The 14,594-nt window shown below is 52.1% G+C and carries 12 protein-coding genes and 1 pseudogene; 1 reads left to right on the top strand and 12 read right to left on the bottom strand.

From position 1 onward, the window contains the following. Positions 1-107: 107 nt before the first annotated feature. The 5 genes from HMPREF9473_RS16965 to HMPREF9473_RS16945 form a co-directional block, all read right to left on the bottom strand. Positions 108-299 (bottom strand): hypothetical protein, encoded by a 192-nt coding sequence (locus HMPREF9473_RS16965; protein ID WP_006781403.1) that lies wholly within the window; start codon positions 297-299, stop codon positions 108-110. A 117-nt stretch (positions 300-416) separates the two neighbouring features. Further along, positions 417-1,181, bottom strand: coding sequence for a signal peptidase I (gene lepB, locus HMPREF9473_RS16960; RefSeq protein WP_006781401.1), 765 nt, complete (start codon positions 1,179-1,181; stop codon positions 417-419). A gap of 438 nt (positions 1,182-1,619) precedes the next feature. Next, positions 1,620-2,477, bottom strand: a complete 858-nt coding sequence (locus HMPREF9473_RS16955) for a tyrosine-type recombinase/integrase (RefSeq protein ID WP_006781399.1) — start codon at positions 2,475-2,477, stop codon at positions 1,620-1,622. 259 nt (positions 2,478-2,736) lie between these two features. Next, on the bottom strand, positions 2,737-3,573 hold the full coding sequence (locus HMPREF9473_RS16950; protein WP_006781397.1) for a creatininase family protein: 837 nt from the start codon (positions 3,571-3,573) through the stop codon (positions 2,737-2,739). A 123-nt stretch (positions 3,574-3,696) separates the two neighbouring features. After that, complete coding sequence (locus HMPREF9473_RS16945) at positions 3,697-5,073, bottom strand: MFS transporter (protein ID WP_006781396.1); 1,377 nt, start codon at positions 5,071-5,073, stop codon at positions 3,697-3,699. A gap of 214 nt (positions 5,074-5,287) precedes the next feature. On the opposite strand from HMPREF9473_RS16945, the gene HMPREF9473_RS16940 reads away from it, so the two are divergent. Continuing rightward, on the top strand, positions 5,288-6,145 hold the full coding sequence (locus HMPREF9473_RS16940) for a helix-turn-helix transcriptional regulator (RefSeq protein WP_006781395.1): 858 nt from the start codon (positions 5,288-5,290) through the stop codon (positions 6,143-6,145). Between the two features lie 96 nt (positions 6,146-6,241). Here the strand turns inward: HMPREF9473_RS16940 and HMPREF9473_RS16935 are convergent, their stop codons facing one another. The 7 genes and pseudogenes from HMPREF9473_RS16935 to HMPREF9473_RS28775 all read right to left on the bottom strand — a co-directional run bounded on the left by HMPREF9473_RS16935 (position 6,242) and on the right by HMPREF9473_RS28775 (position 14,471). Further along, positions 6,242-7,549 (bottom strand): TRAP transporter large permease, encoded by a 1,308-nt coding sequence (locus HMPREF9473_RS16935; RefSeq protein ID WP_006781394.1) that lies wholly within the window; start codon positions 7,547-7,549, stop codon positions 6,242-6,244. A gap of 86 nt (positions 7,550-7,635) precedes the next feature. Beyond that, positions 7,636-8,178, bottom strand: a complete 543-nt coding sequence (locus HMPREF9473_RS16930) for a TRAP transporter small permease (RefSeq protein WP_006781393.1) — start codon at positions 8,176-8,178, stop codon at positions 7,636-7,638. After that, positions 8,179-9,207, bottom strand: coding sequence for a TRAP transporter substrate-binding protein (locus tag HMPREF9473_RS16925; protein ID WP_006781392.1), 1,029 nt, complete (start codon positions 9,205-9,207; stop codon positions 8,179-8,181). It lies immediately after the preceding gene. 191 nt (positions 9,208-9,398) lie between these two features. Next, positions 9,399-10,259: a YitT family protein gene (locus tag HMPREF9473_RS16920; protein ID WP_006781391.1), complete on the bottom strand. Its 861-nt coding sequence runs from the start codon at positions 10,257-10,259 to the stop codon at positions 9,399-9,401. 115 nt (positions 10,260-10,374) lie between these two features. After that, positions 10,375-11,565, bottom strand: coding sequence for a phosphopentomutase (locus tag HMPREF9473_RS16915; RefSeq protein ID WP_006781389.1), 1,191 nt, complete (start codon positions 11,563-11,565; stop codon positions 10,375-10,377). A 93-nt stretch (positions 11,566-11,658) separates the two neighbouring features. Then, positions 11,659-12,990 carry an MATE family efflux transporter gene (locus HMPREF9473_RS16910; RefSeq protein ID WP_006781388.1) on the bottom strand — a complete coding sequence of 444 codons (1,332 nt, stop codon included), beginning with the start codon at positions 12,988-12,990 and terminating at the stop codon, positions 11,659-11,661. A gap of 148 nt (positions 12,991-13,138) precedes the next feature. Next, positions 13,139-14,471: pseudogene (locus tag HMPREF9473_RS28775) on the bottom strand (MATE family efflux transporter). Positions 14,472-14,594 lie beyond the last annotated feature (123 nt).

Raw genomic sequence — 14,594 nt, 5'->3', positions numbered from 1 at the left:
TTCCGGTAAACGGCTCCACATTCGTCCCGATGGACTTCCACAGCCATCCAAGCTCCAAATCCTCCTCCAGCTGGTATCTCCCATTCAGGTTATATTCTTCGCTCTCCTCATCCAAAAGGTACTCTCCAGTTCCTCCTCCGTATAGATCGTATCTTCTCCCGGCTCTTGGCGCTGGCTGTTCCTATGCTGTGGGCCGCATATCCAATCCCTCCCACGGCAAGGACGCAGACAATCCCTATCATCAGATACCCCAGACGGTCCTTCCCTTTCGTTTTTGAATGCAATCTAAAATGGCTCATCCTGTATTCCTCCAACCTTTATCCTTCCATCCCTGAATCTCTTATCCCATCTACCGCCCGGCCCTGGCGATCCATATCACCATCTGCCGCCCGGTCCTGGCTAATCCATATCATTATCTACCACCCGGCCCTCACAATCCATATCACCCGGCCAAGCACCGCTTCCTCCGGCACGGTCCCAATATTGCTGTCACGGCTGTCAATTGACACGGTCCTGTTATCCCCCAGCACCAGGTACTGTCCATTCATCACTGTCAATGGCAACCCCATCTCATCCTCCGCCTTCTCTTGATCCCCATCCGTCAGCGTCACATAGTCCTCTCTCACCTGAACCCCGTTGACTATCACACAGCTTCCCGACGCATTGATTTCCACCGTGTCCCCCGGAAGCCCGGCTATCCGTTTCACCATGCTTTCCCCATCCTTCTCAAACACCACCACTTCATCCCGCCGCATCTCTTTCCCTATCCGGCTGTACACAATCCAGTCCCCATCATTTAAATAAGGATACATGGACATCCCGAACACCCTGTCGATCCCAATCAGAAAGACAAACAGTCCTCCCACGCACAATGCCGCCGCCAGAATCACCGCTGCCATCCGGATAGCCCGCCTTCGTCGTCTTGCGAAATATCTCCGCATTTCAACGCGTACACGGCCGCGCATCTGTTTCTCCAGCATCCGAAGTCTGTCCCGTCCGGACGCGCCGGCGGCCTGGCCCGCTTCCAGGGATTTCACAATCTCCCAGAGGTAGCAGATCATCTGCCCCTCCTCAAAACCGCCGAACCAAACCGTGCGGAAATGGGATGCCCGTTCCTCTTTTTTCTCCCGGCTTTTCCGCTGGCTCTTCCGGGATTTCCCTCTGCTCTCGGCCATTTCCACGGACTGGCACCTCTCTTCACTCTGTAATATCAATTATGGGGTAACCGAATCCTTGACCACGGCTCCTTTTGATTAAAATCTGCAACGAAAGTCCCCATCTCTCCACCGCCAAGACGTCTGATTCCGAATTTTGACCGGCGATAACATGCGATAACATACGGTAACTCACTGATGGGGAACACTGATTACAGAATCAAGGCACGCCAAATAGACAGTCCGGACCAAATACGCCTGACTGCCAGCACCCTATTCCCACAGTCACATAATTCTGCGAACTTTCTGCCGCATTTTGCAATTTTTTCCATTTCAAACCTTGCAATTTTTACGAAAGTGGGTATAATAGACTATATCGTGAGGACAGAACGCCTCACATCTTGATATTCGTTACCGCATAATTGATATTATGGGGTATTTTTATTTTTCCAGATAAAATCCGGTTTATCCAAGCACCAATTTCATCCGCGACATCTGCCTCCTTGGCTGCTCTTCCGTCGTCATAGTATAAATTCTTGTCGTACTGATACTGGAATGCCCCAGCAAATCCATCAGCCGCACCACATCCTTCTCAATGCTGTAAAATACTCTGGCAAACAGATGACGCAGATTGTGGGGAAATACCTTCGCCACGTCCACTCCCGCCTCTCTTCCCAGCTGTTTCATCTTCTTGCTCACATTACTTCTGTCCAACGGATTCCCCTGCCGGGTGATAAAAATGCTTCCTGCATAAATCCCAGCCTTCCTGCAATACTTCTTCAGCAGCCTGGTCAGTTCCACCGGCAGCAATACAACCCGTGACTTCCCCTTATTATAAATCTCCGCCCGCCCAGTCTCCAGGGACTCCACGGTGATGAATTTCAACTCACTGATTCGAATCCCCGTGCTGCCAATCGTCTGCAGCAGCATACTCATCCTCAAATCCCCCAGCCGCTTTGCCGTCCGCACCAATCCCTCATACTCTTTCTCCGTCATTTCCCTCTCCGGCCTGCTGTACACCGCCTTCTGTACCTTCAGCAGTTTCACCTTTAAATCCCCTCTCCCCACAAATCCCAGAAAACTGTTCACCGCCGCCAGCATGGAATTCACACTGCTGATTTTATAATGCTCCATCAGCTCCTGCTTAAACTCCCGCACCTTCTCCTTATCCACTCTCCCGTCATCCCCCAGATACTCCAGGAATTTCCTCGCATCCCTCAAATATTTTTCCACCGTAGCCCGGCTTCTCTCCTCATCCATCAGATATTCCCGGTATGGCTCCAGCATTTCCGGCGTCAGTTCCATAATTTTGCGTTCTCTCATATTAAAAAAAATCCTCCTTTGTTCTTTCATCCATTTATGGCTGAGAATCCATTTTTAAATATAATAAAAGCACAATTATTCTGGATGGGCGGTGTATCCATCATCTCAGGTACTCTTTTCAGAGTGCGTCGGGAACCATTTCCGACCTCAAAATAATTGTGCTTGTATTATCTTATATTTTCGTTTGTTTATAATATACTACGCTATTTTCTTCTTGTCAACAACAAATTCCTTAATCCGGCCGCTATGCGTCCGGCTCCTATTTCCCTCTATTATAAGCCGCCGGCATCCACGGATATTTCTCCATGGCCTCCATCTGGAATTTCTCCAAATCCCGCATATCGGCCACAACCTTCTCCATATGTATCCGGTTTACAATCTCCTCGATAACCGGTCTTCCTTCCTCGGCCAACTCCCTGCGTCTCTCCTCGGTCGGAACCGCCGTGGTGCTCATATGGTCCTTCTGGTCCCCGAAGCAGTAGCCGATGCTTCCGCTCTGGTACGCCAGCCCGAACAGCCCGTTAAACTGCTCCACCGTCTGGGGCTCCTGATGGAAATATTCTGTCGTCAGCGGAATATCCTCCAGCCGTCCCATGATATCGTAGGCCGCCATCGTGATGGCGTGGAAGGCATCCAGACTCTTAAATAAATCCTTGGCCTCCTTCATCATCTGCATCGTCAAATCCATATACAGAATCGGTACCCCGGTCTCGTCAAAGAAATCCCGCACCATGGGGCTGCATGTCATATGGGCCGGACCGTGGAAGCTGATGTAAATCTGGCGCTTAAAGCCCTGTCTAAGCAGACTTCTGGCAATCGCCCCCAGATAATCAATCCCCTCTCTCACACTGACCTGGGTCGTTCCCCTTGCCATGGCGGTAGCTCCTGCATAGAAATAGGGAAGTCCGGTCAATACCAGTCCGTCTGCCGCCTCCGCCATTTTCAGGGCAAATGCCTCGCTGATGACTGTCTCACTGTCCAGCGGGAATCCGCCGTGCAGCTCCACCGTACCCACCGGCACAATGATGACATCGTTCCGCTCCAGATACTGCTCCACCTCGGTATTCAGCATTTTCGGTAATATTCTCGTTCTCATGTTCTCCTCCTGTCCGCGCCCGCATTTCCCGCAGGCGCCATCTTTATGTATCGTCGACAACTCTTTATTTGTTTTCAGACAGCGCCACTCACACCTTCCGCGCTTTCCGGCAGCTCCGCCTGCTTACGCCCGGCTCTCCGCATCTCTCCTTCTGTTCAGCTCCGCATACATCTCATTGGTCTTCTCCTTCGTCAGGTTATACACCACGCCGATGCCAATCAGCTCCAGAATACAAGTCACCACCGGGATACCGGTACACAGATACCGGATGGAGTGGGCCACAGTCTCCGTCTGGGCTTCAATTCCGGAGATATAACCAATCGCGCCCAGGGAAAATGATGCAACGGTGGAAGCCAGCGTGGAGCCAATCTTTCTGGAAAACGTATAAATCGAGTACATACTTCCGTCGCTTCTCTCGCCGGTCTGATACTCACTGTAATCGATACAGTCCGTCACAAACGCCCAAATCAGCATGGTAAATGCCGTCTGCCCGCTGACTGCCAGCGTGTTCAGAATCAGGAACAGGTACACGTTTGGAATCGGCACCAGGAACAGGATGGCGGAAATCACCAGGTTGTAGCTGGAACAGAACAAAATCACGTTTCTCTTGCCAAATTTCTGGCTCAGCTTTGGAATAATCGGGAAGAAAATCAGCATGATCGGCACACTGATTAAGGAGACCAGAGTCAATACCTGAGGTGCATGGTAATACTCCTTGTACAGGAAACTTCCCAGCTGGCTGTTGCCTGTGATGTACAGAAGGCTTCCCACCGTAGCCAGCATAACGCCGAGCATAGGACGGTTCTTCACCACATTTCCCAGGACCTTGCCGTAGTTAAATTTCTGTCCTTCCACTCTCGGCTGTCTCACACGCTCTGTCGTCAGACGCAGCAGCAGAACATAGGAAAGCAGGGATAACGCGCCAAATACAATCGCAACCTTCATAAATCCGCTGGGCACCACATCACCGGCCTTGTTGAAGATAAACTGCGGCACCAGAGAAAGTCCGCCGATTCCCACAATCGTTCCACCGATGGAACGGGCTCTGGAAAGTTTCGTTCTCTCAATGGGGTCATTGGTAATCACCGACGCCATGGAGCCGTAAGGCATGGACGTTCCCGTGTAGGACATGCCATAGAAAATGTAGGCCACTGCCACCCACACATGTTTAGCCACACTGCCAAAACTGGACACGTCCGTAAAACACAACAGACCGGACACCGCCAGCGGAATCATAGCGATTCGGATATAGGGTTTGAACTTGTCACCGCTCTTCCCAATCTGCCATCTGTCAGGAAGGGAGCCAATCATCGGGTCGTTAAATGCATCCCAAAGTCTGGCAAACAAAAACAGCGTTCCCATCCAGGTTGCCTTAATCCCCAGTACATAAGTACAGAACGTGAGGAAAAATGCATCCACGTACAGATTGACGAAGCTGCCGGCCATATCGCCGCATACATACCCAATCTGGTCTCTGATTCCAAATTTCTTTGTCTCCATAATACCACTCCTTTTCTTTTCACAGAACTTGCATTTTCTGCGTTCCTTTGTTATAGTGTCATTATATATTGTTTATTTCGCAATTAAAATTGCACATATGTCATATAATATTGCAATTCTTGCAAACAAATTGTAGCATCTGTCAATTTGTACAAATTTATTATTAGAATTTTGTGCAAAATGCCATTTCAAAAAGAACAAAAAAGGAGCGCTTATGAGAAATCTATGGACTGAACATCAGATGGATGACCCCTGCGTCTACATCCATATGGAAAAAGACACGGAGATCACCATCCCCGTGCCGATACACACTCACACCTACTATGAAATTCTCTTTATCAAAAGCGGCAATCTCCAGTATATGCTGGGTGATAAACGGTTCCGTATCCAGAACGGGGATATTCTCCTGATACCGCCGGGCGTCGCCCACCAGCCGTTGTTTCTGGAGCCGCTGACGGAAGTCTATGAGCGCTATGTCCTGTGGATCAGCGACAGCTTCTGGAAGGAGTGTACCGCCGCCTATCCCGAACTGGAGTTTGTCTATGAGCAGTGTGCCAAGCGTGACAGCTATCTGCTCCGCTCCAGCCAGGCCACCTGGTCCTCCCTCTTCCATGCCGCGCTGATGATATACAACGAACAGGAGGCCAAAAAATTCGGCTGGCAGTTTGCCAGCCGATACAGCGCCATGCTTCTCATGGTGCACATCTGTCGTACCTATTACTATCAGGACGTCGCCTCCCCCGAAGCGGAGAAAGAGACGCTGATGGACGATTTGTTCAATTATATCGAACTGAATCTTTCGGAAAAGATTACCCTGGAAACGGCGGCCCAGTATTTTCTGGTGAGCAAGTCCACTATTTCCCATCTCTTCCGAAACTATTACAAGGTCTCCTTCCACCGCTTTGTCATCCAGCGCCGGTTGATTGCCGCCAAGAACAGCATTCTGTCCGGCACGCCCCTTCACAGCGTCTGGGAGACCTGCGGCTTCCCGGATTACTCCACCTTCTACCGCTCCTTCAAAAAAGAGTACGGCATTTCCCCAAAGGAATTCCGGAATCTAAACAAGCGGTAACCGAAGGCTGGTATGCGTCCTGCACGTGCTGGCACATATCTGCACAGGCTGCCATATGCTGGCACGGACTACCACATACCCGCAAGAGGCCTACGTCTACACGTACCCCAGCAGTCCCGGCAGCCACATGGACAGCGCCGGAATATAGGTCACCAGCAGCAGCACGAAGAAGATTGCCGCGAAATAGCAGAGCAGCGGCCGAATCACATTTTCAATCTTCGTCTTCCCCACCTTCACGCCCACAAACAGTGTGGTTCCCACCGGCGGCGTGATGGTGCCGATACACAGGTTAAAGATCATCATGATTCCAAAATGCACGGAATTCATCCCAATCTGCTGGCAGATAGGCAGGAAAATCGGCGTGAAAATAAGACAGGCCGGCGTCATGTCCATGAACGTTCCCACTATCAGCAGCAAAATATTGATAATAATCAGAATCACATACCGGTTATTGCTGATACTCAACATCGCGTCCGAAATCGCCCCCGGAAGCCCGGTAAACGCCATCACCCAGGACATAATACTGGACACGCCGATGAGGAAAATGATAATGCCGGTCATTTCCGCGCTGTCCTTGAAAATCTGCGGCAAATCCCGCCAGGAGATGGAGCGGTAAAAGAACAGGGACAGCACCAGGCTGTACACCACCGCCACAACCGCGCCCTCCGTAGCCGTGAAAATGCCTCCGATAATTCCGCCGATAACAATCACAATCATCAGCAGACAGGGAATAGCCTGAAAGGCAATATTCAGCTTCTCTTTTCCGCTGAACCGTCTGGTACTCTTATATCCCTTCTTCTTTGCAATCAGGTACACCACAATCATGCAGGAAAGTCCCCACATAATTCCCGGAATATATCCAGCCATAAACAGCGCCGCGATGGAGGTCCCACCGCTGACCAGCGCGTAAGTAATCATCACGTTGCTGGGCGGAATCAGAAGGCCCGTGGGCGCCGTGGCAATGTTGACCGCCGCGGAAAAATCCCTGTCATACCCCTCTTCCTCCTCCACCGGCCCGATGATGGAGCCCATAGCCGAGGCCGCCGCCGTTCCGGAGCCGGAGATGGCGCCGAACAGCATGTTGGCCACCACGTTAGTGTGGGCCAGCGCCCCCGGAATCCGCCCGGTAAACAGCTTCGCAAAGTTAATCAGACGGATGGCGATTCCGCCCTTGTTCATAATATTTCCCGCCAGAATAAAGAACGGGATGGCAATCAGGTTAAACACCGATATCCCGGAAAATATCCTCTGGGCCCCGGTCAGCACCGCCGGCTCGAACTCCAGTATCGGCAAGATGGCACATATCGAGGAGACCGCCAGTGCAATGGCGATGGGAACTCCCGCCAGCAGCATTGCCACCAGGACTACCAGGATGATGATGCCTGCAATCCATGCTATATTCATTGTTATCTATCCTTCCTGTTTTTTATTGTCTCTATCTCGTTTATCGTATCGATCCCGTGTTATCGTCTTTTATCTCATTTCACCGCCTACCGCCCGGCTTCCCGGTTCCGGTTCTCAAGGGCCCGGTTTGCCATTTCCTCCGATTCCTGCTCATTCTTCCCAACTGCCAAATCCACCAGATTCAACACCCCATAAATCAGTATCAGCGCTCCGCAGACCGGCACCACCGCATAGATATACCCCATGGGAATCCCCAGCGACGCCGTCTTCTGGGACATGGTGAGCGCCGTAATCTGAATCCCGCCGTACACCAGCACAATGGCTGCAAACACCATGATGATTCCCTCAATCACCATATCAAGCGCCCGCTTCTTCTCCTTATCCAGCTTGTCCGCCAGAAATCCCATCCTCATATGCTCCCGCTTCCCGAACACCCAGGCCGCCGCCAGCAGGGACATCCAGGTAAAGGCATAGGTCAACAGCTCCTCCGACACGGTGCTCGGCTTGTTAAATAAGTAACGAACCAGAATCTGGTACGTTCCCACCACCACCATGAACCCAAACAGGGCCACATTGACGGCCCCAAGAGCCTTATTCATTCCGTCCCTCAATGATTTTGCCGCCTGCATTTACCGCTCCTCCTTTACATGCTGATTGATAGCCTGAATGTAGTCGTAGACATCCACGATGGCCGGGTTATTCCTGAGCATTTCCTCATGGAGGGGAAGCACCTTTTCCTTGAAGGGCGCCACGTCCACCTCGATGAACTCCACGCCCATCTCGTCTCTCGCCATGGCCTTCGCTTCCTCCACCTGCTTATCCCACTCTCCCAGCTCCACCTCCGTGGACAGGGCGGCCGCCTCCTTAAATATCTGCAGCTCCTCCGGGCTCAAGCTGTTCAAGAATTTCAGATTCCCCACCAGCATATCCGGTACCATCTGGTGCATGTTGTAGGTAAAATACTTCGCCACTTCCCCGTGCTTGTTGTTGGTCAGCGCCAGCTCATTGTTCTCCGCCCCGTCAATCACGCCCTGCTGAATGGCCGTGTACACCTCGCCAAAGCTCATGGGGGAGGCCGCTGCGCCAAAGGCCTGCATCATCTTCACACTGGCCGGGCTCTGCTGCACCCGGATTTTCAGCCCCTTCAAATCCTCCGGCGTCCGAATCGGCTTCTTCGCATAGAAATTTCTGGTCCCCGCGTTATACCAGGTCAGCACCCGGAAGCCCGCCTCATCCGTGGACTCATAAATCTGTTCCATATAGTCCGCGTCCTGCATGGCCTCCAGATAACTCTCCCTGGAATCAAAGAGATAAGGCATGCTGAACACCTCATACACATCGGCAAAGGTCTCCAGATTCGCCGTACCCGCCACCACAAAATCGATAGCCCCCGTCTGGGTCAGCTCAATCGCCTTCTGTGCCGAGCCGAGAATCTCATTGGGAAATATCTGCACCTCAAATTTATCCCCCAGCCGCTCCTCCACATAATCTTTAAACGCCACCAGCCCGATATACTGTGGATGTGTCTCCGACTGCCCCAGGGAAATGCGGACAATCCGCTTGCCGTCTGCCGCCTTCCCACATCCTGTCATAACCAGAGCCGCCACCAGTCCCATCAGCGCCAGGGCCGCTATCCGTTTTCCTGTCTTCCTCATCATGTCATCCGGTAATCCTTTCTCTATCTTTTTAAATCAAAATCTTTAGCGATTATAATATAGAATCTCAAGGATAAGTGTAACCAATTTCTGCCTGTTTATGAGGCGGAGGAAAAAGAGCACGAAAAAAAGGGACTTTGCGCGATTTGCAAAGTCCTTTTTCCAGCAATTCCCTGTAAATTTTCCCAGGATTATCAGTCGTATTTCTTATTCAGTGTAAACCCGCGCCCCCGCACCTCGTTCACCTGGTTGATGACGATGAACGCTTTGGGGTCCAGATTCTGAATCAGCTGGTTCAGCCGCACCAGCTCCCGGTTGCTGACCACCGTCAACACCATATAGCCATCCTTTTTCAGATACCCGGTCTGGGATTTCATCAGCGTGACGCCCCGGTCCAGCTCCGAGGAGATGGCCTCGTTAATCTCCAGATACTTATCCGACATGATTTTCACCTGCATCCTGGCGTTGCCCATCAGCAGCACCCGGTTTAAGACGGTGGTATAAATGAGCACCAGCAATATCCCATGAAGCACCCCTTCCCTGTCGGAAAATGCCATCTGCAGCAACAGAACGCCCACGTCCAGCACATTCATGGACAAAGACACAGGGATACCCATCTTCTTGTTCAGCACCAGCGGCGGAATATCCATCCCTCCGGTGGACGCTCCCACCCGGAGCACCGCGCCGATACCGGCCCCAATCATCAGTCCGGAAAATATCACTGCCAGCAGTTTGTCCTCCGTGGGGCTTGCCAGGGCCGGAATTCCCTGAAGCACCGACAGAATAAACGGATAATAAAACGTGCTGATAATGGTGGTAAACGCAAACTTCTTTCCCAGCACCAGCGCTCCCAGCACAAACATGACCACATTAAAAATCGATACCACCACCTGCACCGGAACGCCCAACTGGTTGTAAAAAAACAGCGCCAGGCCGGTGGTTCCTCCCGTAATCAGACCATTTGGCAGGACAAACATGGTCACTGCCAGCGCGTAACAGGTATTTCCGGCCAGAATCCATATCAGACTCTTCCAGTCCAGCTTCTCTCTCATCATAAACTCTCCCTTTTTCCTAACCCTATTCTTCTTTCTGCTACTACTATACCCTGATAAAGCGCATAAAATAAGCCGCCATGAGATGTCTTTTTCACATCTTCATGGCGGCCCTTCATTATGAAAGCTCCTTCAATATGGAAGTTCCGATGGTGCCTTCCGGCATGGGAACCTTGAAATTATCGGCTATGGTCGCTCCAATCACTGCAAAGGTATCGCAGTCCGGCAGCTTTCCGTCCCCTGTCATGGACGGGGAGTAAGCCAAAAGCGGCACCATCTCCTTGGTGTGGTCCGTCCCCTTGTAGGTGGGGTCGTTGCCGTGGTCGGCGGTGATGAGCAGCAAATCGTCCTCCCGCAGTTTTGGAAGCAGCTCACCCAGCTTGACGTCGAAGCGCTCTAGCTCCTGTCCGTAGCCCTCCGGATTCCTTCTGTGACCCCACAGAGCATCGAAATCCACCAGGTTTACAAAGCACAGCCCGTGGAAATCCTTGTCCGCAATCTCCAGCGTCTGCTCCATCCCGTGGACGCTGCTCTTGGATTTATAAGCTTCCGTGATACCCTCGCCGTCGAAAATATCCTTTATCTTCCCGACGCTGATCACATCATACCCGTTCTCCTTCAAAGCGTCCAGCGCAGTCTTTCCATATGGCTTCAGCGCATAGTCGTGGCGGTTGGAAGTCCGTTTGAACTCCCCTTTCTTTTTCCCTACATAGGGTCTCGCGATAACCCGGCCAACCTTCCACTCATCCTTCATAGTCAGCTCCCTGGCTATCTCGCAGCAGCGGTACAATTCGTCCAGCCCGAAGGTCTCCTCATTGCCGCATATCTGAAGCACGGAGTCCGCGGACGTGTATACAATCATATCGCCAGTAGCAATCTCATGTTCCGCCAGTTCATCCAGAATCTCAGTACCGCTGGCCGACTTGTTGCCCACAATCTTGTGCCCCGTCCGCCTGCTCAATTCATCAAGCAGCTCCTGTGGAAATCCGGTATCGGTAAAGGTCTGAAATGGCTTGGTTATATGCAGTCCCATCATCTCCCAGTGGCCGGTCATGGTATCCTTGCCCACGCTGGCCTCCAGCAGTCTCCCGTAATATCCCATCGGCCGCTCCACCGCCTCCACATGGGTCAGCGGATGCAGATTCGCCAGCCCCAGCTTCGCTAAGTTTGGAATCTGAAACTCCGGCATATGATCATCAATATGCCCCAGCGTATCGGTCCCCTCATCGTCATATTCCGCCGCGTTCGGCATAGCTCCAATCCCCAGGGAGTCAATCACGATGGTAAAAATCCTCTTATATGGTTTCATATCTTACACACTCCTTCACAGACAAATTTCAATTATCTTACCATTATAAATCTTATCCGGAGATTTGTCGAATCATTCTTGATAAAATATTTCTCATTCCTTCAGCGGATTCCATTTCCCCGACAGATAGAATCCCATGGACAACACCGTGGCCACCACCCATCCAATCGGCCAGGAAATCCAGATACCAAGCGTTCCCATAAAGGACGCCAGCACATAGGCAAGAATCACCCGGAGAATCAAATCCGTGAACGTGGCAATCATGAAATGCACCATGTCCCCGGCTCCCCGCAGAACCCCGTCGGCCATCAGCTTCAGCGATATCACAAAGTAAAACGGCGACACCACCTTTAAAAACGTCACGCCGATATCCATGGCCGTCGTGCCGCCCTCCTTCATGAACATGGAAATCATCGTATTTCCAAGGAAGAAAAAGAGTAGAAAGAATGGCAGCGCCACCCCGAGAGCCATCCGTACTCCCGCCTTCAGCCCCTTCCTCACCCGCTCAATCTGCCCGGCGCCGATATTCTGGGCCGTAAAGCTGGACAGCCCGTTGGCCAGCGTGGTGAACGAGGTGATCGTGAAGGTATTCAGCTTCACCGCCGCCGAGTACCCGGCAATCACCGAGGAACCGTACCCATTGATCAGACCCTGGATGAAAATGTTTCCGATGGAAATAAAACTCTGCTGCAAGATACTGGGCACCGCAATCCGGCTCACATGGCCCAGCATTTCCCACTCAAACCGTGGAACCGGCCCATCCGTCTCAATCCCACGCAGTCTCACCATCAGCGTCAGAAACGCCAGCACGCAGGATACCCCCTGTGCCAGAAACGTGGCCCAGGCCACACCGGCCACGCCCCAGCCAAACTCCGCCACAAAGATCCAGTCCAGTATCACATTTCCCACGGAGGAGCAGATGAGAAAATACAGCGGCGTCTTGGAATCCCCCAGAGACTGGAAAATGCCGGTGCAGATATTATATAAAAACAGGAACAGAAACCCGCCGATGTAAATCCCCAGATACAGCGCCCCGTCATCGAAGATATTTCCCGGCGTCTGAATCATCCGCATCAGCCAGTCCGTGCCTAAAAGCCCCGCCACGGTCAATGCCAGCGACAACACCACGGAAGATATCAACGTCGTATACACGGCCGTCTTCATTTTCCGGTACTGCTTTCCGCCGAACATCTGGGAGATCACCACGGAGCATCCGATGTTGCTCCCCACCGCAATCGCCATGAATATCATGGTAATCGGATAGGAGGCCCCCACCGCCGCCAGGGCGTCCTCCCCGGCGAATTTTCCCGCAATCACGCTGTCCGCAATGTTATACATCTGCTGGAAAATGACGCTGATAAACATCGGTATCGAAAACTTCCACAACACTTCTTCCGGCTTTCCTACTGTCAAATCCTTAACCATCTCTCTCTTCCTGCCTTCCTGTCTTTCCTATTTTACCGCTGTCCATTATACTACTTCAGAATCCATAAATGTAATATTTTTTATTTATATCTCCCATAGCCACACCCTATGCATGACTGCCCGCGGGCCAGTCCGGAAACAGCCGCTCCTACGCTTCCAGCAGCGACTCCCTGTGCTTTTTGTAGTACCAGAGCCCCACCGCATCGGCCAGAATCCAGCCGATAGGGATGGCGGCCCAGATACCGTCCACCCCTACTGGCCCCGCCAGGGCGTAGGCCAGCAGCACTCTGGTTCCCAGGGAAATGACGGTCAGCACCACCGACATGGCAGGGCGTTTTACCGCCCTGTACAGCCCGTAGAATAAAAACAGGCAGCCGATTCCCCAGTAAAAGGTCCCCTCAATACGAAGATACCGCACCCCGGCGGCCAGCACCTCCACCTCGTGAGGCTGGATAAAAATCAGCATCAGCTGTCTTGCAGACAGCAGCACCAGCGCTGAAATCACCACACAGAACAGGATGGAAGCCAGAGCCGCCTTTCTGATTCCCTCCCGGATGCGCTCTTTTTTGCCGGCCCCATAGTTCTGGGACACAAAGGTGGAGAACGCATTTCCAAAATCCTGCACCGGCATATAGGCGAAGGAATCAATCTTCACAGCCGCCGCAAAGGCCGCCATTATCACAGGTCCGAAGCTGTTGACCAGCCCCTGCACCATCAGGATTCCAAAATTCATCACCGACTGCTGCACACAGGTGAGAAGCGAGAGATTTCCTATCTCCCGCAGAATCTTCCCGTCCCACTGCACATGACGCCTCTCCGGCCGAAGCTCCTTACAGCGGATGAGACAGTACACAAGAATTCCAATCCCGGACACATACTGGGCGATGACCGTGGCGGCCGCCGCCCCAGCAACACCCCAGGAACATTGTAACACAAATACCAGGTCCAGCACGATGTTGAGCAGGGCCGATACCGCCAGAAACGCCAGCGGCGTCACCGAATTGCCCAGAGCCCGCAGCAGGCAGGAAAAAAAGTTATATAAAAAATGTGGCCGCCAGCCCCGCGAAAATAATCCACAGATACTCCCGCATCAGGCCGTAGACCTCATCCGGCACCCTCAAGAATCCCATAATGGGGTCAATGAAGCCGTAAACGATTCCATAAAGCGCCGCCGTCAGCGCCAGAATCAGGCCAAACGCCTGGACCATGCTGGCCTTCAGCCTCTCCGTATTGCCCTGTCCCTGGTAGATGGCAAACAGCGCCCCAGCCCCCATGGACATCCCCAGAAGGATGGAGGTCAAAAATGTCATCAGCGTGTAGGCGGAGCCCACCGCCGCCAGGGCATCCCGCCCCAGAAACCGGCCCACAATCAGGGTGTCCGCAATGTTGTAAAACTGCTGCAGCAGATTCCCGGCAATCATGGGGAGGGAGAATAAAAGCAGGGTTTTAGTGATATTTCCTTTTGTTAAATCTCGATACATCCTGTCTCCTGTAATAAAATGGCCCGAAGTCTTCCACATCAACAGGAAGACTCAGGGCCATGGTTCTATGAAATTATGTCATTACTCTGTAATATGTCGTTGTTCTCAAATCATGTCTTAACT

The sequence above is a fragment of the Hungatella hathewayi WAL-18680 genome (assembly GCF_000235505.1).
Taxonomy (GTDB): Bacteria; Bacillota; Clostridia; order Lachnospirales; family Lachnospiraceae; genus Hungatella_A; species Hungatella_A hathewayi_A.
Note: the sequence above shows the minus strand (reverse complement) of the source record. Positions and strands in the feature narration are given on the sequence as shown.

Bases quoted from the DNA above. Each gene is read 5' to 3' on its own strand.
- HMPREF9473_RS16955 (WP_006781399.1), bottom strand. From the start codon at position 2,477: ATGAGAGAACGCAAAATTATGGAACTGACGCCGGAAATGCTGGAGCCA.
- HMPREF9473_RS16950 (WP_006781397.1), bottom strand. From the start codon at position 3,573: ATGAGAACGAGAATATTACCGAAAATGCTGAATACCGAGGTGGAGCAG.
- HMPREF9473_RS16940 (WP_006781395.1), top strand. From the start codon at position 5,288: ATGAGAAATCTATGGACTGAACATCAGATGGATGACCCCTGCGTCTAC.
- HMPREF9473_RS16965 (WP_006781403.1), bottom strand. From the start codon at position 299: ATGAGCCATTTTAGATTGCATTCAAAAACGAAAGGGAAGGACCGTCTG.
- HMPREF9473_RS16910 (WP_006781388.1), bottom strand. From the start codon at position 12,990: ATGGTTAAGGATTTGACAGTAGGAAAGCCGGAAGAAGTGTTGTGGAAG.
- HMPREF9473_RS16920 (WP_006781391.1), bottom strand. From the start codon at position 10,259: ATGATGAGAGAGAAGCTGGACTGGAAGAGTCTGATATGGATTCTGGCC.
- HMPREF9473_RS16915 (WP_006781389.1), bottom strand. From the start codon at position 11,565: ATGAAACCATATAAGAGGATTTTTACCATCGTGATTGACTCCCTGGGG.
- HMPREF9473_RS16925 (WP_006781392.1), bottom strand. From the start codon at position 9,207: ATGATGAGGAAGACAGGAAAACGGATAGCGGCCCTGGCGCTGATGGGA.
- HMPREF9473_RS16945 (WP_006781396.1), bottom strand. From the start codon at position 5,073: ATGGAGACAAAGAAATTTGGAATCAGAGACCAGATTGGGTATGTATGC.
- HMPREF9473_RS16935 (WP_006781394.1), bottom strand. From the start codon at position 7,549: ATGAATATAGCATGGATTGCAGGCATCATCATCCTGGTAGTCCTGGTG.
- HMPREF9473_RS16930 (WP_006781393.1), bottom strand. From the start codon at position 8,178: ATGCAGGCGGCAAAATCATTGAGGGACGGAATGAATAAGGCTCTTGGG.